At 64.1% G+C, this 25,328-nt stretch carries 23 protein-coding genes and 1 tRNA gene; 14 read left to right on the top strand and 10 right to left on the bottom strand.

The features are described from left to right. The first annotated feature begins 251 nt into the window (after positions 1 to 251). From lpxC to J1C48_RS14700, 8 genes are all read left to right on the top strand, one after another. Complete coding sequence (gene lpxC, locus J1C48_RS14735; RefSeq protein WP_207258770.1) at positions 252 to 1,190, top strand: UDP-3-O-acyl-N-acetylglucosamine deacetylase; 939 nt, start codon at positions 252 to 254, stop codon at positions 1,188 to 1,190. A 382-nt stretch (positions 1,191 to 1,572) separates the two neighbouring features. Then, positions 1,573 to 2,391, top strand: coding sequence for an outer membrane protein assembly factor BamD (locus tag J1C48_RS14730; protein ID WP_425523511.1), 819 nt, complete (start codon positions 1,573 to 1,575; stop codon positions 2,389 to 2,391). 166 nt (positions 2,392 to 2,557) lie between these two features. Continuing rightward, positions 2,558 to 4,234: a DNA repair protein RecN gene (recN, locus tag J1C48_RS14725; RefSeq protein ID WP_207258755.1), complete on the top strand. Its 1,677-nt coding sequence runs from the start codon at positions 2,558 to 2,560 to the stop codon at positions 4,232 to 4,234. 81 nt (positions 4,235 to 4,315) lie between these two features. Beyond that, on the top strand, positions 4,316 to 5,419 hold the full coding sequence (locus J1C48_RS14720) for an FAD-dependent oxidoreductase (protein ID WP_207258754.1): 1,104 nt from the start codon (positions 4,316 to 4,318) through the stop codon (positions 5,417 to 5,419). Between the two features lie 124 nt (positions 5,420 to 5,543). Then, entirely contained in the window at positions 5,544 to 8,096 is a 2,553-nt protein-coding gene (gene ligA / locus J1C48_RS14715; RefSeq protein WP_207258753.1) for an NAD-dependent DNA ligase LigA, read from the top strand. Between the two features lie 289 nt (positions 8,097 to 8,385). After that, a complete protein-coding gene (locus tag J1C48_RS14710) occupies positions 8,386 to 8,898 on the top strand; it encodes a YbjN domain-containing protein (RefSeq protein WP_207258752.1) in 513 nt (170 codons plus the stop codon). A gap of 143 nt (positions 8,899 to 9,041) precedes the next feature. After that, a complete protein-coding gene (locus J1C48_RS14705) occupies positions 9,042 to 9,809 on the top strand; it encodes an AzlC family ABC transporter permease (protein ID WP_231081808.1) in 768 nt (255 codons plus the stop codon). After that, positions 9,806 to 10,144: an AzlD family protein gene (locus tag J1C48_RS14700; protein WP_231081807.1), complete on the top strand. Its 339-nt coding sequence runs from the start codon at positions 9,806 to 9,808 to the stop codon at positions 10,142 to 10,144. Before J1C48_RS14705 ends, J1C48_RS14700 begins: the two co-directional genes overlap by 4 nt. A gap of 32 nt (positions 10,145 to 10,176) precedes the next feature. Here the strand turns inward: J1C48_RS14700 and J1C48_RS14695 are convergent, their stop codons facing one another. Beyond that, the gene (locus tag J1C48_RS14695; RefSeq protein WP_207258751.1) at positions 10,177 to 10,689 is read right to left on the bottom strand and encodes a cytochrome b; all 513 of its coding nucleotides are present in this window, start codon (positions 10,687 to 10,689) and stop codon (positions 10,177 to 10,179) included. Between the two features lie 204 nt (positions 10,690 to 10,893). After that, complete coding sequence (locus tag J1C48_RS14690; protein ID WP_207258750.1) at positions 10,894 to 12,084, bottom strand: vWA domain-containing protein; 1,191 nt, start codon at positions 12,082 to 12,084, stop codon at positions 10,894 to 10,896. 137 nt (positions 12,085 to 12,221) lie between these two features. On the opposite strand from J1C48_RS14690, the gene J1C48_RS14685 reads away from it, so the two are divergent. Further along, a complete protein-coding gene (locus tag J1C48_RS14685) occupies positions 12,222 to 12,509 on the top strand; it encodes a Dabb family protein (protein WP_207258749.1) in 288 nt (95 codons plus the stop codon). Positions 12,510 to 12,636: 127 nt separating this feature from the next. Here J1C48_RS14685 and J1C48_RS14680 read toward each other — a convergent pair whose 3' ends face one another. The 6 genes from J1C48_RS14680 to J1C48_RS14655 all read right to left on the bottom strand — a co-directional run bounded on the left by J1C48_RS14680 (position 12,637) and on the right by J1C48_RS14655 (position 18,939). Continuing rightward, positions 12,637 to 13,749, bottom strand: coding sequence for an ABC transporter ATP-binding protein (locus tag J1C48_RS14680; protein WP_207258748.1), 1,113 nt, complete (start codon positions 13,747 to 13,749; stop codon positions 12,637 to 12,639). 10 nt (positions 13,750 to 13,759) lie between these two features. Next, on the bottom strand, positions 13,760 to 14,593 hold the full coding sequence (locus J1C48_RS14675; protein WP_207258767.1) for a carbohydrate ABC transporter permease: 834 nt from the start codon (positions 14,591 to 14,593) through the stop codon (positions 13,760 to 13,762). Positions 14,594 to 14,601: 8 nt separating this feature from the next. Then, positions 14,602 to 15,534, bottom strand: coding sequence for a carbohydrate ABC transporter permease (locus J1C48_RS14670; RefSeq protein ID WP_207258747.1), 933 nt, complete (start codon positions 15,532 to 15,534; stop codon positions 14,602 to 14,604). Between the two features lie 219 nt (positions 15,535 to 15,753). Further along, on the bottom strand, positions 15,754 to 17,010 hold the full coding sequence (locus tag J1C48_RS14665) for an ABC transporter substrate-binding protein (RefSeq protein ID WP_207258746.1): 1,257 nt from the start codon (positions 17,008 to 17,010) through the stop codon (positions 15,754 to 15,756). Positions 17,011 to 17,044: 34 nt separating this feature from the next. Beyond that, the gene (locus J1C48_RS14660) at positions 17,045 to 18,229 is read right to left on the bottom strand and encodes a PLP-dependent transferase (protein ID WP_207258745.1); all 1,185 of its coding nucleotides are present in this window, start codon (positions 18,227 to 18,229) and stop codon (positions 17,045 to 17,047) included. Further along, entirely contained in the window at positions 18,226 to 18,939 is a 714-nt protein-coding gene (locus tag J1C48_RS14655; RefSeq protein ID WP_425523510.1) for a FadR/GntR family transcriptional regulator, read from the bottom strand. Before J1C48_RS14655 ends, J1C48_RS14660 begins: the two co-directional genes overlap by 4 nt. Positions 18,940 to 19,726: 787 nt before the next feature. On the opposite strand from J1C48_RS14655, the gene rplM reads away from it, so the two are divergent. The 5 genes from rplM to dusA all read left to right on the top strand — a co-directional run bounded on the left by rplM (position 19,727) and on the right by dusA (position 23,213). Then, positions 19,727 to 20,191 (top strand): 50S ribosomal protein L13, encoded by a 465-nt coding sequence (rplM, locus tag J1C48_RS14650; protein WP_207258743.1) that lies wholly within the window; start codon positions 19,727 to 19,729, stop codon positions 20,189 to 20,191. Beyond that, positions 20,191 to 20,667, top strand: a complete 477-nt coding sequence (gene rpsI / locus J1C48_RS14645; protein WP_207258742.1) for a 30S ribosomal protein S9 — start codon at positions 20,191 to 20,193, stop codon at positions 20,665 to 20,667. Before rplM ends, rpsI begins: the two co-directional genes overlap by 1 nt. A 343-nt stretch (positions 20,668 to 21,010) precedes the next feature. After that, positions 21,011 to 21,226 carry a hypothetical protein gene (locus tag J1C48_RS14640; protein ID WP_207258741.1) on the top strand — a complete coding sequence of 72 codons (216 nt, stop codon included), beginning with the start codon at positions 21,011 to 21,013 and terminating at the stop codon, positions 21,224 to 21,226. A gap of 658 nt (positions 21,227 to 21,884) precedes the next feature. Beyond that, positions 21,885 to 21,960, top strand: a tRNA-Ile gene (locus tag J1C48_RS14635). Positions 21,961 to 22,118: 158 nt separating this feature from the next. Then, a complete protein-coding gene (gene dusA, locus J1C48_RS14630) occupies positions 22,119 to 23,213 on the top strand; it encodes a tRNA dihydrouridine(20/20a) synthase DusA (protein WP_207258740.1) in 1,095 nt (364 codons plus the stop codon). Positions 23,214 to 23,243: 30 nt separating this feature from the next. Here the strand turns inward: dusA and J1C48_RS14625 are convergent, their stop codons facing one another. Both J1C48_RS14625 and hisC read right to left on the bottom strand, forming a co-directional pair. Further along, complete coding sequence (locus tag J1C48_RS14625; RefSeq protein WP_207258739.1) at positions 23,244 to 24,188, bottom strand: prephenate/arogenate dehydrogenase family protein; 945 nt, start codon at positions 24,186 to 24,188, stop codon at positions 23,244 to 23,246. Then, positions 24,185 to 25,282 (bottom strand): histidinol-phosphate transaminase, encoded by a 1,098-nt coding sequence (gene hisC / locus J1C48_RS14620; protein WP_207258738.1) that lies wholly within the window; start codon positions 25,280 to 25,282, stop codon positions 24,185 to 24,187. Before hisC ends, J1C48_RS14625 begins: the two co-directional genes overlap by 4 nt. Between the last annotated feature and the right edge of the window lie 46 nt (positions 25,283 to 25,328).

Below are 25,328 nucleotides of genomic sequence, written 5' to 3'. Positions count from 1 at the left end.
GTATTGAAATCATTAAAGTCCTGAATCGGTATCACGAACCGTGTTTAACACGGGGTAAGAAAGCGTGATTTTGCCGATTGGAGCGTCCGATTTACCTACGAGTTCAATAACGAAGGGTCACCGGGCCTTCGCCTTGGGACGGCAATCATTGATCAGACTGTTTTGTCTGTGTGTGTGTGTGTGTGTGTGAAAGCCGGCAAAGGGGGGCGTTGCCGGCGGTCGCCTGCGGGAAAGGTTATTCTGACGTGTTGATGTTTCAGCAGACACTCGCATCCCGGATTAATTTCGAAGGGGTGGGTGTTCACAGCGGTTTGCCGGTCCAGCTTGCGTTGTTGCCGGCCGAGCCCGACACTGGGGTGGTTTTTCATCTGATCGAATCCGACGGTCTCGTTCATGAGATCCCGGCGCTCTCCGCCCGTTCCGTTCTGACCGATCTGTCGACCGTCGTCGGCGACATGAACGGCGCCTATGTGTCGACCATCGAGCATCTGATGGCGGCGCTTTACGCTATGGGCGTCGACAATGTCGTGGTCCGTATCGACGCCAAGGAAACGCCGATTCTCGACGGCTGCGCCGCCGAATATGTCGCCGCAATCAACCTCGCCGGCGTGGTCAGCCAGGTCGCCAAGCGCCGCTATCTGCGGGTGCTGAAACCGGTGTCGGTCGAGATGAAGGAAGCCCGGGCCGAGTATCGGCCCTATGCCGGCACGCGGTTCGAGATCGAGATCGATTTCGCCAATGCCGCGATCGGGCGCCAGATTTATCGCGCCGATCTGACGGCGGCCCGTTTCACCAAGGATCTGTCCCGCGCCCGCACCTTCGGCTTTATGGCCGATGTCGAGCGGCTTTGGGCTGCCGGCTACGCGCTCGGTTCCTCGCTGCAGAATTCGGTTGTGTTGGCCGACGATGGTCAGGTGGTCAATCCCGAGGGCCTGCACTTCGAGGATGAGTTTGTCCGCCACAAGGCCCTAGACGCGGTGGGCGATCAGGCGCTTGCCGGTGTGCGTATCCTGGGCTGCTATCGGTCCTATCGCGGCGGCCATCGCTTGAACGCCTTGGCCCTGCAGGCGCTTTTGGCCGACCGCAAGGCCTATGAGATCGTCGAGATGCCGTCGCGCCGGGTCGATCCGGTTCGTCATGCGCCGCTGGTTGCGGTGGCGGCGCCCGCTTACGGTCCCCAGGTTCTCTGATCTGCGCGCGCGTGCGTCGGTCCATGGCGGCCGCGTCGCCGCCGACAATCGGTCATCTTTCCAAGCGTCTCTTGTATTCCGATACGGCATTGCGGAATGCGTGGTGGGTGCGCATGGCGGTTTTCGGCCGGCTTTCGACCGCGGATCATCATCACGCTTGACCACAATTCTGAAGACGAAGGTCTTTTGAACGAAGGGTTTCAGGGTTTGGGCCATAAAAAAGGCACCTTACTGAGGCTTCGCCATTGTTCCAGCCGCCACTGACGCATAAGGATGCCGGTGAACGCTTGAGAGTGGGGTAGGGGATCCGCGAGATATGAACGAAGCGAGCAAGCTTTCGGCCAGACCGGTCCAATGGATCCAGCGCGCTGCAGTGTCTGCTATGGTTCTCGGCGCGACGATGGGCCTCGGCGGCTGCATGTCGGGCGGTGACAACGACGTCAACGTCCTCGCCCTTGCAGCCGAGACCGATCCGCCAGACGTGCTTTACAATCAGGGTCTTGCCAATCTGCAGGCCGGCCGCCTCAGCGAAGCCTCGAAGAAGTTCGAGGCGATTGATCGCCAGCATCCCTACACCGAATGGGCCCGCAAGGCGCTCATCATGGAGGCTTTCACCAGCTATCGCAGCGGCAATTACGACGATGCGACGTCGGCGGCCAAGCGCTATGTCTCGCTCTATCCGGGCTCCGAGGATGCCGCCTACGCCGAATACATCATCGGCCTGTCGCATTACCGCCAGATCCCGGACGTGACCCGCGACCAGAAGCAGGCCGCTTATACGGCCCAGGCAATGCGCGCGCTGATGGAGCGCTTCCCAGACACCGCTTATGCCTCCGACGCCAAGTCGAAGCTGCGGATCGCCCGCGATCAGCTCGCCGGCAAGGAGATGCTGGTCGGCCGCTATTATCTGGAGCGCAACGACTATCTCGCCGCGATCAACCGTTTCAAGAACGTCGTCGACGTTTATCCGGATACGCGGCAGGTCGAGGAAGCGCTCTTCCGATTGACCGAATCCTATTACGCCATGGGTTTGATCCGCGAGGCGCAGGCTTCGGCGTCAGTGCTTGGCCAGAACTTCCCTGATTCGCCCTGGTATCAGAATGCCTACAGCCTGTTGAAGGGCCATGGACTGTCGCCGCAGCAGGGCGCGGACGGTTCCTGGTTCGCTCAGGCGGCCAAGAAGATCGTCGGCGCCTCTTAAGGGGGGCGGCCTCGCTGATCGTCTTGCGGAGCGGCGCGGCAGGCGCCGCTCTTTTCATGTCGGGCCGGGCATGCCAACAGTCGTTGGAGACGAAGCCGGGTTGCGAAACGGCGGCGCGCGACCAACATAGCCTGCGCCACCCTTCGCCCTCACTCACGATTCGGACATGCTGGTCCATCTTTCGATTCGGGATATCGTACTGATCGAGCGCCTCGACCTGACACTTGGGGCGGGGCTCTCGGTGTTGACCGGCGAGACCGGCGCGGGAAAGTCGATCCTGCTCGATTCGTTGTCGCTGGCGCTCGGCGGGCGTGGCGACGGTTCGCTGGTTCGCCATGGCGCCAAGCAGGGCGAGGTTACCGCCGCCTTCGACGTCGCCGCCGCGCATCCCGCCCGCAGGGTGCTCGCCGACAACGGCTTCGACGATGATGGTGACGTCGTTTTGCGGCGGGTGCAGACCGCCGACGGGCGTACCCGTGCCTTCGTCAACGACCGCCCGGCCAGCGTCGGCCTGATGCGTGAGATCGGTCTGGCGCTGGTTGAGATCCACGGCCAGCATGATGACCGGGCGTTGGTCGATACCGACAGTCATCGCAGCCTCCTCGACGAATTCGGCGCGCTCGAACCGGAAGCTTTGGCGGTGGCGCGGCTTTTCGGCGAATGGCGCGCCTGCCGCGAGGCCTTGACCCAGCATCGCGAGAAGGTCGAGGCGGCGGCCCGCGAGGCCGATTTCCTGCGCAGCGCGGTCGAGGAACTCTCCGAGCTGCAGCCGATCGCCGGCGAGGAGGAGGAACTGGCCGAGCGTCGTCAGGTGATGATGCGCTCGGAAAAGATCGCCACCGACGTCAACGATGCCAATGAAGAGCTGTCGGGACCGACGTCGCCGATCCCTGGCCTTGCCAATCTCTTGAAGCGGCTCGACCGCAAGCGCGACGAACTGCCCGGCCTGCTCGATACGGCGATCGATCGGCTCGATGCGGCCCTTGATGCTTTGTCCGATGCGCAAAGCGAGCTGGAGAGCGCTTTGCGCGCGCTGGAGTTTGATCCGCGCGCGCTGGAGGCGACCGAGGAGCGGTTGTTCGCTTTGCGCGCCGCCGGTCGCAAGTTCAACGTTGCCGTTGACGACCTGCCGGAACTGACCGCCAAGATGATCGGCGATCTTGCCGATCTCGATGCCGGCGAAGAGCGCCTGCACGCGTTGGAGCGGGAGGTGGAGGACAAGCGTGCCCGGTTCGATTCTGCCGCTACGGAACTATCCGAGAAGCGCACCCGCACGGCGCGAATGCTGGAAGCGGCGGTGATGGCGGAGTTGCCCGACCTCAAGCTCGAACGCGCCAGTTTCATGGCGGTGATCGAGACCCATCCCGAGCGCCGCGATGCTGCCGGGATCGATACGGTGGAGTTTCACGTTCGCACCAATCCGGGCACGCGGGCCGGGCCGATGATGAAGGTTGCCTCGGGCGGCGAGCTGTCCCGCTTCCTGCTGGCGCTGAAGGTGGCGCTCGCCGATCGTGGCTCGGCGCCGACCCTGGTGTTCGACGAGATCGATACCGGCGTTGGCGGGGCGGTTGCGGACGCCATCGGCCGCCGGTTGGTGCGGCTGGCGGGATCGGTGCAGGTCTTGGCGGTGACCCATGCGCCGCAGGTCGCCGCGCGGGCCTCGACGCATCTCTTGATCTCCAAATCGAGCGTCCACGGTGATCCCGACGATCGGGTGGCCACCCGCGTCGCCACCATCGACATCGATGGGCGACGCGAGGAGATCGCCCGCATGCTTGCCGGTGAAAGCGTGACCGAGGAGGCGCGGGCAGCCGCCGAACGGTTGATCGGCGCCGAGCGCTGAACCGCTCCGTCGGGGGCACGGGCAACCTTTCCTTTGGACGATCCTGGCATCCTCGCCTTAAGACAGATGGAGGCAAGAGCGATGGCGCGCGACGATCTGGTTTTGATTGCAGGTGCTGGACCGGTGGGCTTGACGGCGGCAGTCGAACTCACCCGGCGTGGCATACCGGTGCGGATCGTCGATCGCGGCGACGGGCCGACCCCGTCCGATCAGTCGCGGGCGCTGGCGATTTTACCTCAGACCTTGAGGATTTTCGAATCCTCCGGGCTCGCCAATGATTTGGAGTCCGCTGGAACGCCGATTCGCGGCGCCGCGATCGCCATTGGCGGCCGCTCCGCCTTTTCATTCGACTTCGGCAGCAGACGATCCGACGATCGCTTCATCCTGTCACTGCCGCAGGGCCGGACCGAACGGCTGTTGATCGATTGGCTTGCCGCCCGGAAGATCCAGGTCGCCTGGAATACCAGCCTGGAGGCGCTTGGCGAAACCCATCGGCCGGTGGCCCGGCTGTCGGGTGGCGAGACGGTTGAGGCCAAGGCGATTCTTGGCTGCGACGGCAGTCACTCCACCGTGCGCGCCGAACTCGGCGTACCCTGGCACGGCGAGGGGTATCCCGGCGTCTTCGCGCTTGCCGACGTGACCTTCGACCGGCCCATCGATCCGCATCGATTGGTTATGGCGATAGGCTCTTCGGCTGATGCCTCCCACGCGCTTGTGCCGATGGACGCCCGCTCGGGTCGGCTGATCGGGTTTCATGATTCGCCGGAGCGCTTGATCGCGGCGGTGCCGGGGATCGAATCCGTCACCTGGCAGTCCACCTTCCATGTTGCTTTTCGCCATGCCGAGCGGATGTCGCGCGGGCGCGTCTTTCTGGCGGGCGATGCGGCGCATATTCATTCGCCGGTCGGCGGACGCGGCATGAATCTCGGTATCTGGGATGCGGCCACCTTTGCTTATCTCTTCGCCGAGGGGCGCGAGACGGAATATGAGATGAAGCGCCTGCCGGCGATCCGCACGGTGATCGAGCAGACGCGAGCGATGACCGAGTTGCTGGCAAAGCCGCCATCTCTTGCCGGCGTCGCACTGCGAACGGTTATGCCGCTGGCCGTGCGGTTGCCGGTTGTGCGCCGCAAGCTTGCCGATCGGCTGCTCGCTCTTGACCTGCCGCAGCTGGAGTGGCTCTGAAGCCCGTTGCCGCTCGGATTTCGCGCCACTCGCCTTCTTCGCGAATGGGCCCACATCCCTGGCAGGCGAGCGATCCGACGGCGACGGGGCCGGCGGCAGACGAACGAGCGAAATGGCGGACACCATGGCGAAGACCGATGAGCGCGGCGTTGACGATCTGAACGAAGCAGAGGCGGCACAGGAGCTAGAGCGGCTCGCGGGCGAAATTGCGAGCCATGATCGCCGCTATCACGAGAACGACGCGCCGACGATTTCCGACGCCGCCTATGACGCGCTGCGCCGGCGCAACAGCGCCATCGAGCGGCGCTTTCCCGATCTCGTGCGCGCCGACTCGCCCTCGGCGCGGGTCGGCTCTGCGCCGTCGTCGAAATTCGCCAAGGTTCAGCACGCGATCCCGATGCTTTCCCTCGACAACGCCTTTTCGGATGAGGACGTCGCGGACTTTGCCAAGCGGGTGCGGCGTTTCCTGAAGCTAAAGGACGACGCGCTGCTGGCGATGACCGCCGAGCCGAAGATCGACGGGTTGTCGCTGTCGCTGCGCTATGAGAATGGCGAGCTGGTTTCGGCGGCAACCCGCGGCGACGGCGCCGTCGGCGAGGATGTGACCGCCAACGCGCTGACCATCGACGACATCCCCCATCGGCTGAGCGGCATCCGCCCGGCGGTCTTCGAGGTGCGCGGCGAGGTCTATATGAGCCACGCCGACTTCGCCGCATTGAACGAGCGTTTGGCGGCGGGTGTCGAACCGGTCAATCTGGATGCGACCTCCGGCGATGACGAGGAAGCGGAGAGGTCGGAGGCGCAGGAGAGTGAGGCGGATGAGGCGCCGCTGGGTAAGATCCGCCAATTCGCCAATCCGCGCAACGCCGCTGCCGGATCGCTGCGCCAGAAGGATCCGGCCATCACCCGCTCACGGCCGCTGAAATTCTTCGCCTATGCCTGGGGCGAGGTGAGCGAGGACGATCTACCGGGCGAAACCCAGACCGCGGTCGTCACGGCTCTCGGCACAATGGGCTTTACCGTCAATCCGCTGACGCGGCGGTTCGAGACCATCGAGGGCTTGATCGCGCACTACCACGAGGTCGAAGAGCAGCGGGCCGATCTCGGCTACGATATCGACGGCGTGGTCTATAAGGTCGACGATCTGGCGCTGCAGGCGCAGCTCGGCTTCGTCTCGCGCAGCCCGCGCTGGGCGATCGCGCATAAGTTTCCGGCCGAACAGGCGACGACTTTGTTGGAGGATATCGACATTCAGGTCGGCCGCACCGGGGCGCTCACCCCGGTCGCCAAGCTGAAGCCGGTGACGGTCGGCGGCGTCGTCGTCTCCAACGCGACGCTGCACAACGAAGACTATATCGCCGGCCGCGATTTTGACGGCGCGCCGATCCGCGAGGGGCGGGACATCCGCATCGGCGATACGGTCGTTGTCCAGCGCGCCGGTGATGTGATCCCCCAGGTGCTCGACGTGGTGATGGACAAACGGCCGGATAGCGCGGTGGCCTACGTCTTTCCGGATCATTGCCCGGTATGCGGTTCCAAGGCGGTGCGGGAGATGAACCCGCGCACCGGCCGCCCCGATTCCAAGCGCCGCTGCACCGCCGGATTGACCTGTCCGGCCCAGGGGCGCGAAGGGCTGAAGCATTTCGTCTCGCGCGGGGCCTTCGACATCGAGGGATTTGGCGAGACCTATATCGAGACGCTGTTCGACGCCGGGCTGGTTCGCCAGCCGGCTGACATTTTCGGCCTGACCTTCGAGCCGCTGCGCGCGGCGATCGAGGCGCGTCGCCGGCAGGTTGCCGAGGAACGCCGCCGGCTGCAGGGCAAAGCCGAACCTGAGAAGCCGGCGAAAAAGGCCGAGACGTCGAAGGCGATCGAGAACCTTCTTGAGGCGATCGAGGCGCGGCGGACCGTGCCGCTCAACCGCTTTATCTTCGGCCTCGGCATCCGGCATATCGGCGAAGCCTCCGCCAAGGCGCTGGCGCGGCATTTCGATGATGTCGCGGCGTTTGTCGAAGGGATCGATCAGGCAGCCCGCGAGCAGCCCGGCGAGGCTTGGCACAAGCTGAAAGGCACGCCGCATGTCGGCGAGACAACCTTCGACGCCCTGATCTCTGTCGGCGACAGCGCGCTCGACGATGCGGCTTTCGATCCGTTCCGCGATCACGCCCTGGGGCTGAAAGTGAACCAGCGGGCGGCATTGAAGGAGCGGTTTGGCGACGCCGCTGGTCTGCGTTCGGCGATCCGCGCGGCGCTCGAATCGGCGCCCGGGCCGGCCTATGAGCGGCTGAAGGCCGACAGCGACATCGGAACGGTTGCCACCGCCTCGCTGATCCAGTTCTTCAGCGAGGAGCACAATCGCGAGGCCGTGCAAGCATTGATCGCGGCGGGCCTTGCCACCACCAACGAACGGCCCTCCGCGGTGGCGAAGTCGTCGCCGGTCGCCGGCAAGACCGTGGTCTTCACAGGCTCGCTGGAAAAGATGACCCGCGACGGCGCCAAGGCGATGGCCGAAAGCCTCGGCGCCAAGGTCGCCGGCTCGGTGTCAAAGAAGACCGATCTCGTCGTTGCCGGGCCGGGCGCCGGTTCGAAACTGGCGAAGGCCACAGAGCTCGGGATCGAGGTGGTCGATGAGGACGGCTGGTTCGCCCTGATCGGCCAAATGCCGGGCGAGGGGTGATCGCAAGAGCGCGCGCGCTCTGACGGCGCCCGGCGGCCCGCCGATTCGGCCGATGCGCTTGATGCCCGTCGCTTTGGCCACGGCAATCGGATGACGTTTTTGACCAGGATCGCGACGGTTCGCCATTGTCGATTCGTCAAAAGAATGAACATGTTGGCGCGTCACCATGCTGCGGTGCAAATCGGCCACGGCGCCGCTGAAAGCTTGCGCTGACTCCTTCGGCCCCTTGCAAAGACGGCAGCCGGGTCGCAGCGTTCCCAGCACATTTCACGATGCGGATTTTCGTCATATGCTTGACCGTTCGGCGCGTCTTCTGCGCGCAGCTCTTGCCTCTTCGCTGATCGTCGTCAGCCTGCCCGCGACCATCGCCGCGGCGACGGAAGCGACCGCCCAGCAGCCGATCGGCCAGAATGATCTCGGTACCGTTCTTAACATCGCCAAGGGCTACGGCGACGCCGAACTGACCAAGACCGAAAGCGGGGACCCGGTAATCACCGGCACGATCAATGGCACAGCCTACCAGCTGTTTTTTCTGGAGTGCAAAGACCACCGCGACTGCGGCGTCCTCGATTTCTATTCGATCTGGAACGAACCCGATGTCCCGCTGGAGCTGGTCAATCGCTTCAACGGCATGCGACCCTTCAACAAGGCTTATCTGACCGAAGACGGTTTTCCGGTGGTGGAGTTGAACGTCTCGTCGATCGGCCTGACGCAAGCGCGGCTGAGCGACATCTTCGATCGCTGGACGATTACACTGGCGGAATTTCCCCGCGAGGTGCTGGACGCGGCGGCGGCGCAGTAGCCTGCGCCGGCGGCGCCGCGACGCATCGCCCGGCTCCAGTTTTCGGGTCTTTCGCGCAGAGGCGCCGTGATAAGCTGGGGTGCGTCTTGCACGGTCCGCCCGGCGCGTGAAATCCCTTCTCCGCTTGGTTTCGACGAGGCTTCGTGACCTTCACTGACGGCTCTTCCCAGTCCATGCCACCGTCGGCCGCCAGCGAGCGCTACGATGCGCTTCGTGAGCTGATGGCGGTGCTCCCGGCGGTGATGCCCTTCGGCATCGTCTATGGCGCCGTCGCCGCTCAGGAGGGCCTCAGCATCTGGCAGACGCTCGGCTTTTCCGGGGTCATCTATGCCGGCGCCTCGCAGCTTGCAGCGCTACAGCTGATGGGGCTCGGCGCGCCGATCTGGTCGGTGCTCTTGACCGTGCTGGCGCTGAATTTTCGCCATGTCCTCTATTCGGCGTCGATCAGCCGCCATCTCGGGGCCTTCAGTGGCCGGCAAAAAGCGCTCGGTTTCTTCCTCTTGGTCGATCCGCTCTTCGGAGTGTCGGAAGTTCGCGCTGCCCGCACGCAGCTGACGCCGACTTATTACTTCAGCTATGGCCTGGTGCTGTATGCGAGCTGGTTGGTGTCGACACTGATCGGCGCGACCTTCGGCGGATTGATCTCCGATCCGGCGGCCCTTGGGCTCGATTTTGTGTTGCCGGTTTATTTCCTCGGCTTGGTGATGACGTTTCGCAAACGGCACCTCTTCTACCCGGTCGCCGGCACCAGCCTGGTGGTCTCCGTGTTGGCCTACAAACTGTTCGGACCGCCCTGGCATGTCAGCCTCGGCGGTTTGGCCGGCATCGCGGTTGCCGCGGTGATCGGTCCGCAGCGGCAACCGGATCTTACGGCATTTGAAACCGAGCCAAAGCCGGGAGAGGGCGCGTGAGCTCCGAAACCCTGCTGTCGACGGGCGCGTCATGGTCATCGGGCTCGATCTGGTTCGTCATTCTCGCGGCCGGTGCGCTGACCTATCTGACGCGCTTTGGCGGCTACGTTCTGATCGCCGTCTTCGGCACCTTGCCGCCGCGTGCAGCCGCGGCCCTCGATGCGGTGCCGGCGGCGGTGATGACGGCGATCATCGCGCCGGTTGTGGTCTCCGGTGACTGGGCCGAACGGGTGGCGATCGTCGTCTGCCTGGTCTTGTCGCTGCGCCTGCCGCTGATCGTTGTCGTCATTCTCGGCACCGGGATGGTCGCCGGCGCCCGCGCCCTCGGAGTTTGAAGAGGCGGGCGAACGACGGGCGTTCCCGGGCCTCAGACCGTTCCGGGCACCAAGATCCGCTTCAAGACGCCGGTCTTGAACCAGAAATGCTGGGCGAAGGCGCCGACGACGTGAAGCACGATCAGGATCAGGAGTGGCGTCCACATCAGGCCGTGGATGTCGCCGAACTCATGCACGCCGAGGAACCAGGCGATCAGGCCGGTGATCGGCATCAGGATCAGGATCGCATAGATGAGCACGTGGGTGATCTTGGCGAGCAGCGAGGCCCACCTTGGCTCGTTCTCGGGATAGGGTGGGCGGCCATGGGTGAAGCGATCCCACAGCCGCACGATCGCGGCGATCAGCACCAGCGTGCCGACGATGATGTGCAGCCAGCCTCCGGTCTGGGTCGAGCCATCGACGGGCGTACCGTGCCGGGCGGCGCGCCACATCCCCTCCATCCAGTCGTGGTCGATGAACTGGACGAGGATGAAGAGCACGATCGTCCAGTGGAGCGCGACGCTGAGCGTCGACCAGCCCTTGGAGCGGGGAGCGGAAACGGCCATGGCGGCGGAGCCTCGTTGAAAAAGTGGCGATGACGATCGAACGGATGAAGCCGATTTGGTGCGCGGCGCCGTTTGATCGGGTTTCGAGACAATCTCGCGCACAACGCCAGGTTATCAATCTGAGAATGATTATAAAATGTAATCTTAGCCGTCTCCGCCCGCCATTGTCGGCGGCGAGGGGTGCGACGCTTTGCGTCCCGGCCTTTAGCGGGCAAGCTCCCGCATCGCCGCTTCGATGCCGCTAAGCGTCAGCGGGAACATGCGGCCTTCCATCGCCTCTTGGATCATCGCCACCGATTGATTATAGCCCCAATAGCGCTGATTGGCGGGGTTCAGCCATGCGGCCTTGGCCCATTTGCCGGTGAGGCGGTCGAGCCACACCCGGCCGGGCTCGGCGTTCCAATGTTCGACCGAGCCGCCGGGCATGGTGATCTCGTAGGGGCTCATCGACGCGTCGCCGACGAAGAGCGCCTTATAGTCCGGCCCGTAGGTGTTGATCACCTTGTCGGTCGGAAGGGTTTCGGTGTGGCGGCGGCGATTGTCCTTCCAAAGCCGCTCATAGGGACAGTTGTGGAAGTAGTAGAAGTCGAGATGCTTGAATTCGGCCCGTGCGGCCGAAAACAGCTGTTCGACTTCGCGGACGTGGTCGTCCATCGAGCCGCCGACATCGAGAAACAGCAGGAGCTTCACCGCATTGTGTCGCTCCGGCCGGGTCTTGATGTCGAGATAGCCCTTTCGGGCGGTCGCATCGATCGTGTCGCCGAGGGCAAATTCGTTGTCGGCCCCCTCGCGGACCCAGCGGCGCAGCCGTTTCATGGCGATGCGGATATTGCGGGTGCCGAGTTCCAGGTCGTCGTCGAAATCGCGAAATTCGCGCTTGTCCCAGACTTTAACCGCGCGCCGGTGACGGCTTTCATTTTGGCCGATGCGCACGCCTTCCGGATTATAGCCATCGGCGCCGAAGGGCGAGGTGCCGCCGGTGCCGATCCATTTCGATCCGCCTTGATGGCGTTTCGTCTGCTCCGCTAGCCGCTGCTTCAGTGTCTCCATCAGCTTGTCGAAGCCGCCAAGACTTGCGACCAGCGTCTTCTCGTCCTCGGTGAGGTGCTTTTCGGCGAGGCGCCGCAGCCATTCCTCGGGAAGCTCGCGCGCGGCGACCGCCTCGTCGCCGACGCCCGACACCGCCTCGACGCCCTTGAATGCATCGGCGAACACCCGGTCGAAGCGGTCGACGAAGCGCTCGTCCTTTACCAAGGTCGCCCGCGCGAGATAATAGAAGGCCTCGACGTCATAGGTGACGAGATCGGCCTGCGTGGCCTCGAGCAGCTGCAGATGCTCGCGGATCGTCACCGGGACGCCGACGGCTTTCAGCTTGAGGAAAAAGGTCAAAAACATGAGCGGACGGTAGCGGAGCTTAACCGCAATGTCAGCCGCTTCGCGGCGACGGCGGTTGCTTGCGGCCTCGGCAAACCGCCGACATGATGATATTGGGATCTGGACCCTGGTAGGGTGTGTTCGCAGCGTAGGATGTCATGATCAGACATATCGTTTTTTTCAGTGCCAAGGACAAAAGCGAGGTCGCGGAAATCTGCTCGCGCCTCGCCGTCTTGGCGAGCATTCCGCATTCGATTCGGTTCGAGGTTTTGGAAAATCTGCAGGTCGACCCGATGTCGAACGAAGTCGATATCGTCGTTTATGGCGAATTCGCTGATCTCGACGCGCTGAAGGCGTTCAAGGCGCATCCGACCTATGCGGAGACCACGGCGCGCGTGCGCCCGATGCGCGAGCTTCGCGTGTCGGCGGATGTTCTGTCCGACTGACGTTCTTCTGCGCCAAGCCGATGGAGCCGAAGACGGCGCATCCCTGGTGCGACGTCGGGCGGCGAGGGTGCAAAGCGCACCAGTTCAAAGGATGGCGTCGACGTCAGTTCAGGCGTCAGTTCGGGCATCAGTTCAGGCGACGCCCGTCGGTGGCGCCGAAGAAGTGCAGCCGCTCGGTCGGGAAGTGGACGGTGATGTGGTCACCGGCCTTCCAGTCGGCCCGGCCGAGGTGGTAGGCCTTATGAACCACCGTGTCGAGGCGGAAGTGAACGATCGCCCCCATGCCGGTCGGCTCAACCAGATCGACGATCGCTTCGCCGGCGCCCGTGCCCGTCTTGCCGGCAACGCCGGTCTGGCGAGGCGCCGCGTCGCCGACCACGATGTGTTCGGGCCGGATGCCGACGATCACGGCCTGGCCCGCTTGAAGACCCAGCGTTTCGGGCACCGTCATGCGGGGGCCGTCCGCCAAGATCAGAGCGGAGCGCGTGGGCGTCTCCGAGGCCATGCGGGCGTGAAGGAAATTCATCGCCGGCGAGCCGATGAAGCCGGCGACGAAGAGATTGGCCGGCCGGTCGTAGAGGTCGGCGGGAGTGCCGATCTGCTGGATCGTCCCGGCGTCCATGGCGACGATCCGGTCGGCCAGCGTCATCGCCTCGATCTGATCGTGGGTGACATAGATCGAGGTCGTGCCGAGGCGCCGGTGCAGCTTCTTGATCTCGGCGCGCATCTGCTCACGCAGCCGGGCGTCGAGATTGGACAGGGGCTCGTCCCAGAGAAAGGCCTGAGGCTCACGGACGATCGCCCGGCCCATCGCCACGCGCTGGCGCTGGCCGCCCGAAAGCGCCCGCGGCCGGCGCTCCATCAGCGCGGTGAGGCCGAGAACGCGGGAGGCTTCGCCAATCGCAGCCGCGATCCTGTCCTGAGCGAACTTGCGCAGACGCAGGCTGTAACTCATGTTGCCGGCGACGGTCATATGCGGATAGAGCGCGTAGGACTGGAACACCATGGCGAGGTTGCGATCGCGTGGCGCCAGATCGTTGATGCGCTTGCCGTCGATGACGATATCGCCGGCGGTCACCTCTTCCAGCCCCGCGATCATCCGAAGAAGCGTCGATTTTCCGCAGCCGGACGGTCCGACAAGCACGATGAATTCGCCGGTCCGAATGGACAGATCGACGGCTTTGAGAATCTCCAGGTTCTGGAACGACTTGCGAACGTGGCGGATGTCGATTTCGGCCATTGACGTCTCCTCAGCCCTTGACCGCGCCAGCCATAAGGCCCTGCACGAGGAAGCGCTGGATCAGAAGGAAAAACAGAACCGCCGGAACGAGCGCGAGAACGCCGGCGGCCATCATCTGCCCGAAATCGACGCCGAACTTCGAGACGAAGGACAACAGGCCGACCGGAAAGGTGCTGATGTCGGATTTGGAGATCAGCATCAGGGCAAAGAGCAATTCGCTCCAGGCGGCGGTGAAGACAAAGCCGAGGGTCGCCGCCATGCCCGGCAGCGTCAAGGGCACGATGATCTGGCGAAAGGCCATGAAACGGCTCGCCCCGTCGATCATCGCGGCTTCTTCCAAATCACGTGGGATCGCGTCGAAGAAGGACTGCATCAGAAACACCGCGAAGGGCACGTTGAAGGCGCTGTAGACCAGGATCAGCCCGGCGAGGCTGTTGGTGAGGCCGATGCTCGACAGGATCTTAAAGATCGGCGCGATCAGCATCACCAGCGGAAACATCTGGGTGACCAACAGAAAGCCGATCAGCCAGATCTTGCCGCGAAACTCAAAGCGCGAAATCGCATAGCCCGCCGCGGCAGCAAGCAGGGTGACGACGGCGGCGGTCGACAACGAAACGATCAGGCTGTTTTCAAAGAACTGCGGAAAATCGGAATTCTGAAGGACGAAGGCATAATGCGCCCAGGTGGTCTTTGAGGGCCACATCCGCACGCCTTCGCTGTAAAGCAGCCGCGTCGGCGTGACGGAGACCTTCAGCAGCCAGTAAAGCGGGAACAATGCGACGACGATGTACAGCAAAACAGCCGCCCGATGGGCGAGCGTGCCGAGGATGCGCTTGCGGGACATCGCCATGATCAGAACCTCGCCAGCAGTGTCTGCCGAAGGATCACGATCAGCAGGGAATAGATCATCAGAAGGCCGAGGAGCACCATGGCGATCGCCGAGGCATAGCCGAAGTCGAGCCGACGGAAGGCGGTGGTGAAGATGTAGCTCGCGACGATCTGGGTGCGGTCGGCCGGGCCGCCATTGGTCATGACCACGATCAGATCGGCGAAGTTGGCGATCCAAACGGTGCGCAGGAGAATCGCGATGGCGATGGTCGGTGCGAGAAACGGCACGGTGATCGCCCGGAACCGCTCGAACGCCCCGGCCCCGTCGATCGACGCGGCCTCATAGATGTCGCGCGGGATCGACTGCAGCGCGGCTAGCATGGTGATCGCGAAGAACGGAATGCCCCACCAGACATTGGCGACGATCGGCCCCCACATGGCCAGGTTCGGATCGGAGAGGATGTTTTCCGGCTGGCTCATCAGGCCGAGGGCGACCAGCCAATGGGGGATCGGCCCGACCACGGGGTTGAACAGCCAGGCCCAGTCGAGACCGGAGAGGAACGTCGGCACCGCCCACGGCAAAAACACCAGAGCCTGGGCGATCCCGCGGCCGGCAAAAGGGCGGTTCAAAAGCAGCGCCAGGATCAGGCCGAGGACGAACTGGAAAAAGACCGAGGCGGCGGTCCAAAACACCGTATTCTTCAGCGCCAGCCAGAAATCGGCGTCATGAGCGAGCTTGCGGAAATTGGCGAGACCAACAAAGCCGCCGCTGAACGGGTTGAGCAAGGTGATGTCGCGAAAGGCGTAGGTCATGCCGATGACCAGCGGCACCAGCATGACAGTGGCGACGAGAATTACCACCGGCGCGCCATAAAGATACGGCTCGACGGCGGTGGCCAGCCGCCTCGTCGGGCTTTGCCGAAGCGGTTTTGGAGTGGGTTGGTTGACTACGCTCATCACCGTTCCGGCTGGAGAGCCGTGGTGACGCTTCGGCGTCCCTGGCAATCCCCGATTCATTATCCGCGTCGTGCTGACCAGGCTTCTGAGGCCCAAGGCCCGCAACCGATCAACGCTGCGCATGCTTGTGGATGTTGCGGGGGCCTTGTCCTGCCGCCCCCCGCAACGATGCGTGACAGGCCGAGCGCCCTGAAGGACGGCGCCCGGCACCTCCTTGTGTTACTGGCCCATCTGCTTCTGCTTGGCGGCGGTCAGATAGTCCGCCCACTGCTTGGCAAGATCCTCCGGCGAGATTTCGCCGAGCAGCGCCTGCTGGCTCGTCTTGATGACGAGGGAGTCTTTGAAGAAGGCAAATTCGGGCAGATCCGTCGGCATGGTCGTCGGATGGACGTCCTTGTCGTTCAGCTCGGCGAACCAGCCCTTGAACTTGTCCTGGGCGTAGAACGGATCCTTTTCGGCCGACTTCAGCGCCGGCAACGCGCCGGTGCGCTTGTTCCAGGCGATATTGCCCTCCGGCCCCTCCAGGGTTGCGATCAGTTTCCAGGCGAGATCCTTATGCGAGCTGTTGGCGAACATCGACCAGCCGGCATAGCCGATCGTCGGGAAGGCCTTGCCGGACGGCCCCTTCGGCATCGGCGCGACGCCGAATTCGTCCGATTTCATGCGCTGGTCGATGGCGATCAGCGCGTCCGGATCCTGATCGAGCATCGCGCAAGTGCCGGAATAAAAGCCGGCGACGATCTCGTTGAAGCCCCAATTGACGGAGTCCTTCGGCGCGAGACCGTTCTTGTAGAGGTCGACCATGAAGGTCAGCCCCTTCACCCAGCCGGGATCGGCAAAGGTCGAGGTGCCGTCCTTTTTGAAAAAGGCGTTGTCGCCGGCCATGGTCGCGCCAAACATCACCCAGCCGTTCAGACCGCCCGGGCCACCCCGCATGCAGTAGCCGGACTTGCCGGGGAGCTTGGCAACCTTGGCCGCATCGTCATGGAAGTCTTCCATGGTCTTCGGCGGCTCTTTAATGCCGGCCTCTTGGAAGAGCTTCTTGTTATAGAACAACGCCCGCAGATAAAAGCCGTAAGGCAGCGTGTAGGCGGTGTTGTCGACCGCCCGGCCGAACTGCAGGGCGCGATCGTTGAGGTCGCTGGTATCCTGCCAGGTCTTCAGATACGGCTCGAGACTCTCCAGCGCGCCGTTCTTGCCGTAAAGCGCCAGCCAAGTATCCGGCATCTCGACGACGTCCGGCGTCTCGCCGGCCGAGACCATGGTCGCGAACTTCTCGAAGGCTTCGCCCCACGGCAGCGAGGTGATCTCCACCTTGGTGCCGGGATTGGCCTTTTCAAACGTGGCAACGAGGCCCTTCAGCGTCTCGGTGCGCTCCGGGCTGGTGATCACCTCGGTCAGCTTCAGCACCGTATCGGCATAAGCTGGCACCGCGAGCCCCGCCAGAACGGTCGCGGCGAGCAACAATCTCTTCATCACTTCCTTCCTTCCAGATCCAAGCATGCGTCAGTCATTGCGCAGCGCTGCCGGGTGAAGCGGCGGCGATCGCCGCTTCAAGGTCCCGCCACAACAGGTCGATCCCTTCCAGGCCGACATGCAGGCGCACGGAATTGTCGTGAATGCCGAAGGCGATTGCCGAATTCGGACCGGCATTTTGCGCCCTCACCACCCGGCCGGGAACGGCAAGGCTTTCATGGCCGCCCCAACTGACACCAAGGCTGAAGACGCTGAGAGCGTCGATGAAGGCCGGAACGTCGATGCCATCGCGAAAGATAAACGAGAACAGGCCGGAAGTACCCGACAGCCCCTGCGGCAGCGCGCCGGCGAGCGCCGGATGCTGCACGGATTCGACCGCCGGATGGGCAGCGAGCCGACGAGCGATCGCCAGCGCCGCGTCCTGATGCGCCTGCATCCTGAGCGGCAAGGTGCGTAGCCCGCGGGTCAGCAGCCAAGCGTCGAAGGGCGACATCTTGCCGCCGAGATAGGGCAGCGTCGAGGAGCGGATCTGGCCGATCAGCGCGGACGAACCGGCGACGACGCCGGCGACGACATCGCTGTGGCCGCCCAGATATTTCGACGCCGAATGCACAACAAGGTCGCAACCGAGCATCAGCGGCTGCTGGAAGATCGGCGAGGCCCAGGAATTGTCGATCACGGAGATCGCGCCGTTCTTTCGCGCGAGCCCGGCCAACGCGGCGACGTCATGGACGTCCATCACCCAACTCGTCGGGCTTTCCATATAAAACAGCATCGCACCCGGCAGCGCCGCGGCGACGGCCGCCAGGTCCTGGCCGTCGACATAGGCGACCTCGACCTGTAAGCGCTTCAGCACCGTTTCAAACAGGCGGTAGGCGTCCGGATAAACGTGCCGGACGCAGACGATGCGGTCGCCGGGCTTGACGAACGTCAGAACCGTGGAGGAGATCGCCGCCATGCCACTGGCAAAGCCGAGGGCATCTTCAGCGCCTTCCAACGCGGCGAGTTTCTCCTCGAACACCCGAACTGTCGGATTCAGGCCGCGCGAATAGGTCGGGCGCGCCTTCTGACCGAGATAGGTCTCTTCCATCTCCCGATAGGAGGCGAAGGTGAAGAGCGACGTCTGAACGATCGGCGGAACGACGGCCTCGTAAGGGTTCGGCTCGTCATGAGCGACGATCCGCGACGCGTCGGCAAGAATGGGCGCGCGATCGGTCATTGCGACATGTCCTTGATATCCTCCTCGACGATATCGAGGATCGCGAGCGTCTTTGCCCGCGCCGTTTGTGCGTCACCGGCGGCAATCGCGTCGAAGAGTTCGCGGTGGAAGGGAAACGAGCGCCCCGCGAAATCTGATCGATCGAAGGGTTTTTCGAAGAAATGCTCGAAGGCTTCGCGGATCTGCTCCAGAAGCTGGCGGAACAGCGGATTGCCGCTGGCGTCGTAGATCGACAGATGGAAGGCGAGATCCTCGCGGCCCGCCGTTCCCTTCTGCAGATGCACGCGCTCCATCTCCTCGAGCGCGACCCGCATATGCTCGACATCGGCCGCGCTCGCGCGCTCGGCGGCGAGCGCACTGGCCTCGGCTTCGAGACCGCGCCGCACCTCCAGCGTCTGCAGCAGCGCGTCGCGCAGCTGCCCGGTTTCGAGATGCAGCGGCACATGCCGCGTCGAACCGCTGACCTTCGTCAACAGGAACGAGCCAAGGCCCTTGCGGGTTTCGATCACGCCGAGCGCCTGCAGATGCCGCACCGCCTCGCGCACGGTCGAGCGGCCAACGCCGAGCGCTGCCATCATCTCATGCTCGGACGGCAGTTTGTCGCCCGGCTGCAGCGCAGCCTCGCCGATGAACGCGCCCAGCGCCGCGACGGCGTCGGCGGTGCGATGGGTGCGAGGCAGAGTGGCAAGGGCGGCAGAGGCGATGGGCAAGGCGGCCATCCAGGATCAACTTGTCAGACATCAGACAAGTTTGGCTGAACGATGTCAATCCACGCCAATGGCTGCCCAGGCATCGGCGTGGCGACGATAGGGCATCTGAATGACGCGCCCATGAAAAATCGGCCGAGCCGAGACGATCGGCAGACGGATCAGAAAGAGATCGAACGGCGGATCGGTCCTCGACTGCAAACTCGCAGGCGGCAATCTTCGATGGATCTTGGAACTGTGCCGCAAGACCCCACCGCGCGGACCGCGCGAACGGCGTTACAAAGGGGCGTCCATCGTCGGAGCCGTCTGCCCGGCCCGGGCGACGAGCGCGGCGCTCGTCCTCCCGCGGACGAACGCCGACATGCCGCAATTGCATCTCGACGAGATCAGCCGACAGGTCGCTCCCGGTGCCCATGCGGTCCTGATCTGGGACAGGGCCGGCGATCAATGGCACAGGTCACGCCCGCCCTTTTTCAAGAGGGGACCGGATGGTCAAGGGCGATCGTTCAAGGAAGCCGGTCATTCCGCTGGCAGCACCCGATCCGGCGGGGTCGCGGGGTCGCGGGGGCGCTATGGAGGCGAGGAATATCCAGGTATCATGATACCAAGCATGCGCAATCCCTTGTAAAGCAGGCATCAGAGCGCCGGAATGGCGGCGTTTTTCGCGTTGACAAGGTCGCGTTCCAGCCTTAAGGAACAGCTCAGAAAGAGCGGCCCCGTGGCCGCCCTTTTTCATATGGCGGCCCGGATCGGCTTGCCTCGAAAGCACATCAACATCCAGGGGCAACCCATGAAAACCTTCTCGCAGAAGACCGAGACGGTGGAGAAGAAGTGGATCCTGATCGACGCCCAAGGGCTTGTCGTCGGCCGCCTCGCTTCCCTCGTCGCGCTTCGCCTCAGAGGCAAGCACAAAGCCACCTTCACGCCGCATGTCGACGACGGTGATAACATCATCATCGTCAATGCCGACAAGGTGGTCCTGACCGGCAAGAAGTACTGGAATAAGACCTATTTCTGGCACACCGGCTATGCCGGCGGCATCAAGGAGCGCAAGGCGCGCGAGATCCTCGAAGGGCGCTTCCCCGAGCGAGTCGTCGAGAAGGCCGTCGAGCGCATGCTGCCGCGCGGTCCGCTCGGTCGCCGTCAGCTCAAGAACCTGCGCGTCTATGCCGGTCCCGATCATCCGCACGAGGCGCAGAAACCCGAAACGCTCGATGTCCGGGCGTTGAACTCCAAGAATGCGAGGGCCGCATAATGTCCCAGCTCTCTTCGCTCGAAGAACTCGGCAACGCCGACGTTGCCGCGCAGCCGGAAGCGCCGGTCCATGTCCAGAAGCTCGACAAGTTCGGCCGCGCCTACGCCACCGGCAAGCGCAAGGACGCCGTCGCCCGCGTCTGGGTGAAACCCGGCTCCGGCAAGATCATCGTCAACGACAAGGACTATACGGCGTATTTCGCGCGGCCGGTCCTGCAGATGGTGCTGCGTCAGCCGATCGTCGCCACCGACCGCGACGGCCAGTTCGACATCATCGCCACCGTTGCCGGCGGCGGCCTTTCCGGCCAGGCCGGTGCGGTTCGTCACGGCATCTCCAAGGCGCTGACCTATTATGAGCCTGGCCTGCGCGCCGTGCTCAAAAAGGGCGGCTTCCTGACCCGCGACTCGCGCACGGTCGAGCGTAAGAAGTACGGTAAGGCCAAGGCCCGCCGTTCCTTCCAGTTCTCCAAGCGCTAAAATTCCAGCAATTGTCGCGTCGGCCTGCCGGCGCGATGCGATCGAAAGGCCGCCAGACAAACCGTCTCGGCGGCCTTTTTCGTGGCCGTACTGGCAGCATCGGCCCGCACATTGCGATCGATTTTCGGGCCGATGCTCAGACTCAATCAGAATGCGCGCCCTTTGGGCGTCCGAGCGGACGCACGGCGCGCCGGAACGCATTCATTGCGGCGGCATGACGCCCCTTCACAGCTGTTTGTGGACTTTTCGTCACGCCCGCGTGAGATCTTGAATAAACTTTTTGACTGTCATCTTCCCGACGTCCGAATCTGGCACATATGGCATGCCATCAACGAGGACGGACGTGATGGAAATTCCAAATAATTCAGCTTCTTTTGAAGCGTTCTTCAAGCAGATTCATGCCCCCGCGGAACACGCGTCGGGCCTGTCGGACGATTGTCTACACGGCGAACCCACCCTTGCGGAACTTCTCGACGAACCGATCGCGCGGTTGCTGATGGCCTGCGACCGGGTCGATCCCGATGTGTTGGAGGAGATCGTCCGCAGGCGCTTCGCCTAGGGCAACCTTTGAATCGACGCATCGTGCTCTGCCGAAAATCGATTCCGATGTTCGGGCCGATGCTGGAGTGATGGCTCTGTGATCGTTCGATCGGTTCGCTGCGCCCGAACTCGTGCGGGACGACGCGGTCGAACCGCCACGTCTTGCGAGGCACGGTTTGCGAGGACGGATGCGGCTTCCTCGAACCGCTTCGCAAAACACCAAGGCGACAAGGAGATGGGGGCGAGCGATGCCCCGGACACCGTCGGCGATCGACAGAGCCGCGCGGGCGATCGCGATCGCAACCAGAACATCGCGCGATTGACGGAATGCGCCAACGGCATGGCCGCATTGCGACAACGCCCTCGATCATCCTCGCAGTCCGGATCGTCTCGGCTGCACGTCCGACCATCGACCGGTCGAAGCGGTCGCGACGGGCAAAGACGTCGAAGACTCTCAGACATGGGCGCACAAGCGTCGCGCGGCAGACTGGACGCGCGGCGCGGGATTTCACATCTTTCACGCTGGCGGGGCTGCGCGCGCCGGCCATCGCCATCAATGGCATCGCCCGGTTTCCACTGGCGCTTTCAGCCAAGACCCGCTATCGGTTTTGCGTCGTCACGTCTCAGGTCGATCCCGCTGGCGCCCCGAGGGCGCAGCGGTTACGACCGACGACGGTGGGCCCGTAGCTCAATGGTTAGAGCCGGCGGCTCATAACCGCTTGGTTGGGGGTTCGAGTCCCTCCGGGCCTACCAATTCGCTTCGTTTTCCAAAGGCATCGCGCGCTCGCGGTCATTGCGAAGCGGCGCGTGGATGCGATGGTGAAAGCGTTCGAACGTTTCGTCAAAGCGCACGGTACGGACCGACACAGGGCGAGCGGAGCGTGCGAAGAAACAAGACGAGGATCGTGAGAATGCGTATGTCGGACTGCGGCGAAGAGATGGATATTAGCCGGCGTATCAATAGCGCCGAGCCAGCTTCGCGCGGATCGGATTACGCCGTTTCCTCGCGCTTCGCCGTCGCACCTATGATCGACTGGACCGATCGGCACTGCCGGTTCTTTCATCGCCAGCTCAGCCGGCGGGCGAAGCTTTATACCGAGATGATCGTCGACGAGGCGGTGCTGCATGGCGATGTCGAGCGGCTGCTCGGCTTCGATACGGCGGAGCATCCGGTCGCCTTGCAGCTCGGCGGGTCGGATCCGGAAAAACTGTTTCGGGCGACGCGCATGGCGCTCGACTTCGGCTATGACGAGATCAATCTCAATGTCGGCTGCCCATCGGACCGGGTGCAGTCGGGAACCTTTGGTGCCTGTCTGATGCGCGATCCGGCACTGGTGAGCGCTTGTCTGACAGCGATGGTCGAGGCGGCGGGCTCGGTGCCGGTGCCGGTGCCGGTGACGGTGAAATGCCGGCTCGGCGTCAACGAGCAGGACACCGAGACGGCGCTCGATGCGCTGGCCGACGGGGCGGTTGCGGCAGGTGTCGCCGGCATCTGGGTGCATGCGCGCAAAGCCTGGCTGCAAGGGCTGAGCCCGCGGGAAAACCGCGAGATCCCGCCGCTCGACTATGCTCGCGTCCATCGTCTGAAAGCGCGGCTTGGCACAATGTTCGTCGGGCTGAATGGCGGCCTGAAGACGCTCGAGGCGGCCCGTGCCGAGATGCCTGCGGTCGATGGCGTGATGCTGGGGCGTGCCGCCTACCAGACGCCCGACGTCCTGATCGGCGTCGACGCGGCGTTTTCCGGCGACGGCGGCGAGGCGCAAGCGGCCTTCGACTATGCCGCGCTGATCGAGGCAATGGTCGGTTATGCCGCCCGGCATGTCGCCGGCGGCGGCAAGCTCAACCATGTCACCCGGCACATGACCGGCTTGTTCTCCGGCCTGCCGGGCGCGCGGCGCTGGCGCCAGACGCTGTCGGAGGGCGCGACCCGGCCGGGCGCGACGCCGGATCTGATCCGCGACGCCTTTGCCGCCGTGCGGCTCGAGGCGGCGGAAAAGGCCGCCTGAGGGCTGCGGGCAGCCGTCGTGAGCCGTGCGTCAGGCGCTGCTCTCGTCGCTCGACCCGTTACCGGCCTCGCGCCCGAAATTCGGCTTGGCCGTATCCTGGCCGGCCTCGATGACATTGCGCCGGATTGCCCGGGTGCGGGTGAAGAGATCGAACAGCGTGTCGCCGTCGCCCCAGCGGATCGCCCGCTGCAGCGACGCGAGATCCTCCGAGAAGCGGGCGAGCATTTCCAGCACGGCATCGCGATTGGTCAAAAACACGTCGCGCCACATGGTTGGGTCCGAGGCGGCGATGCGCGTAAAATCGCGAAAGCCGGAGGCAGAAAATTTCACCACTTCGGACTGGGTCACCGTCTCCAGGTCGGCGGCGGTGCCGACGATGTTGTAGGCGATGAGATGCGGCACGTGGGAGACGATCGCCAGCACCAGATCGTGGTGCTCGGCGGTCATGATCTCGACCGCCGAGCCGCAGGCTTCCCAAAAGACTTTCAGCCGCTCGACGGCGGGGGGATCGGTCTCCTCCAGCGGGGTGAGGATGCACCAGCGCTTCTGGAACAGCGCGACGAAGCCGGCCTGCGGGCCGGATTGCTCGGTGCCGGCGAGCGGATGGGCCGGAACGAAAGCGACCGTTTCCGGCAGATGCGGCCGCATCTGCTCGATCACCGCACCCTTCACCGAGCCGACGTCGGAGATGATCGCGCCGGCTTTGAGATAGGGGGCGATCTCACGGGTGATCGCGCCGCAGATCCCGACCGGGACGCAGAGGATGACGAGATCGGCCTCGCGCACCGCATCGGTGACTTCGAGGTGGTAGCTGTCGCCGAGGCCGAGCCGCTCGGCCGTGGCCAGCGTTTCGGCGCGCCGGGTGGTGATCGCGACGTGGCGGGCGAGGCCATGGGCCTTGACGTTGAGGGCGATCGAGGAGCCGATCAGGCCGATGCCGATCAGCGCCACACGGTCAAACAATGGCTCGCTCATGACGACGGGCTCTTCACAAATTCGGCGAGGGCGCCGACCAATCCGCGATTGGCCTCTTCGCTGCCGATCGACATGCGCAGCGCATTGGGAAAGCCGTAGCCGGTGACCCGCCGCAGGATGAAGCCTCTGGCGGTGAGGAAGGCGTCCGCGTCGGCCGCGCTCTGACCCGGCGTCTCGGGGAAGTGGATGAGGATGAAATTGCCGACGCTCGGGGTGACGCTCAGGCCGAGGGCTTCGACCGCGCGCGTCGTCCATTCCAGCCATTCGGCGTTGAACCGCGCGGCCTCCTCGATGAAGGCGCGGTCGCGGATCGCCGCCGTGCCGGCCGCGATCGCCGCCGCATTCAGGTTGAACGGCCCGCGCACTCGGTCGAGCGTCTCGACGATCGCCTCGGGGCCGTACATCCAGCCGACCCGCAGCCCGGCGAGGCCGTAGATTTTCGAAAAGGTCCGCGTCATCACCACATTGTCCGCCGAAGAGACGAGTTCGATCCCGGCGCCGTAGTCGTTGCGGCGCACATACTCGGCATAGGCGGCGTCGAGGACGAGGATGACATGGGACGGCAGCCCGGCATGCAGCCGGCGGATCTCGTCGAACGGCAGGTAGGTGCCGGTCGGATTGTTCGGATTGGCGAGGAAGACCAGCTTGGTCTTGTCGCTGACTTTGGCGAGGATCGCGTCGACATCGGCGGTGCGCTCGCGCTCGGGCGCCACCACCGGCGTCGCGCCGGCGGCCTGGATCTGGATCTCGTAGACGAGAAAGCCGTGCTCGGTGTGGATCGCCTCGTCGCCGGGCGCGAGATAGCATTGGCAGAGCAGGCCGAGCAGCTCGTCCGAGCCGTTGCCGCACAGAATATTCCTGGTGTTGAGCCCGTAAACCTCGGCGATCGCGGTCTTGAGCTCGCTCGCCTGGCCGTCCGGATAATGCGCTAGATCCGCCACCGCCGCGCGGGCGGCCTCGATCGCCTTCGGCGAGGGACCGAGCGGCGTCTCGTTGGAGGAGAGTTTGTGGAGCTTGATTCCCTCCGGCGCCCGGCTCTTGCCGGGGACGTAGACCGCGATGTCGAGGACGCCGTCTTTGGGAACAGGTTTCATCGTCTCAAGCCTTTAACAAGCGAGGGGCCGTCGTTGGCCGACGGAT

The sequence above is a fragment of the Jiella flava genome (assembly GCF_017349315.1).
Classification (GTDB): domain Bacteria; phylum Pseudomonadota; class Alphaproteobacteria; order Rhizobiales; family Rhizobiaceae; genus Jiella; species Jiella flava.
Note: the sequence above shows the minus strand (reverse complement) of the source record. Positions and strands in the feature narration are given on the sequence as shown.

Excerpts from the sequence above, each read along its gene's own strand:
- J1C48_RS14670 (WP_207258747.1), bottom strand. The coding sequence starts at position 15,534 with ATGAGCGTAGTCAACCAACCCACTCCAAAACCGCTTCGGCAAAGCCCG.
- ligA (WP_207258753.1), top strand. The coding sequence starts at position 5,544 with ATGGCGAAGACCGATGAGCGCGGCGTTGACGATCTGAACGAAGCAGAG.
- J1C48_RS14680 (WP_207258748.1), bottom strand. The coding sequence starts at position 13,749 with ATGGCCGAAATCGACATCCGCCACGTTCGCAAGTCGTTCCAGAACCTG.
- J1C48_RS14695 (WP_207258751.1), bottom strand. The coding sequence starts at position 10,689 with ATGGCCGTTTCCGCTCCCCGCTCCAAGGGCTGGTCGACGCTCAGCGTC.
- J1C48_RS14720 (WP_207258754.1), top strand. The coding sequence starts at position 4,316 with ATGGCGCGCGACGATCTGGTTTTGATTGCAGGTGCTGGACCGGTGGGC.
- recN (WP_207258755.1), top strand. The coding sequence starts at position 2,558 with ATGCTGGTCCATCTTTCGATTCGGGATATCGTACTGATCGAGCGCCTC.
- J1C48_RS14685 (WP_207258749.1), top strand. The coding sequence starts at position 12,222 with ATGATCAGACATATCGTTTTTTTCAGTGCCAAGGACAAAAGCGAGGTC.
- dusA (WP_207258740.1), top strand. The coding sequence starts at position 22,119 with ATGCGTATGTCGGACTGCGGCGAAGAGATGGATATTAGCCGGCGTATC.
- J1C48_RS14660 (WP_207258745.1), bottom strand. The coding sequence starts at position 18,229 with ATGACCGATCGCGCGCCCATTCTTGCCGACGCGTCGCGGATCGTCGCT.
- rplM (WP_207258743.1), top strand. The coding sequence starts at position 19,727 with ATGAAAACCTTCTCGCAGAAGACCGAGACGGTGGAGAAGAAGTGGATC.
- J1C48_RS14690 (WP_207258750.1), bottom strand. The coding sequence starts at position 12,084 with ATGTTTTTGACCTTTTTCCTCAAGCTGAAAGCCGTCGGCGTCCCGGTG.
- hisC (WP_207258738.1), bottom strand. The coding sequence starts at position 25,282 with ATGAAACCTGTTCCCAAAGACGGCGTCCTCGACATCGCGGTCTACGTC.
- J1C48_RS14730 (WP_425523511.1), top strand. The coding sequence starts at position 1,573 with ATGGTTCTCGGCGCGACGATGGGCCTCGGCGGCTGCATGTCGGGCGGT.
- J1C48_RS14675 (WP_207258767.1), bottom strand. The coding sequence starts at position 14,593 with ATGTCCCGCAAGCGCATCCTCGGCACGCTCGCCCATCGGGCGGCTGTT.
- J1C48_RS14665 (WP_207258746.1), bottom strand. The coding sequence starts at position 17,010 with ATGAAGAGATTGTTGCTCGCCGCGACCGTTCTGGCGGGGCTCGCGGTG.
- lpxC (WP_207258770.1), top strand. The coding sequence starts at position 252 with ATGTTTCAGCAGACACTCGCATCCCGGATTAATTTCGAAGGGGTGGGT.
- J1C48_RS14710 (WP_207258752.1), top strand. The coding sequence starts at position 8,386 with ATGCTTGACCGTTCGGCGCGTCTTCTGCGCGCAGCTCTTGCCTCTTCG.
- J1C48_RS14625 (WP_207258739.1), bottom strand. The coding sequence starts at position 24,188 with ATGAGCGAGCCATTGTTTGACCGTGTGGCGCTGATCGGCATCGGCCTG.
- rpsI (WP_207258742.1), top strand. The coding sequence starts at position 20,191 with ATGTCCCAGCTCTCTTCGCTCGAAGAACTCGGCAACGCCGACGTTGCC.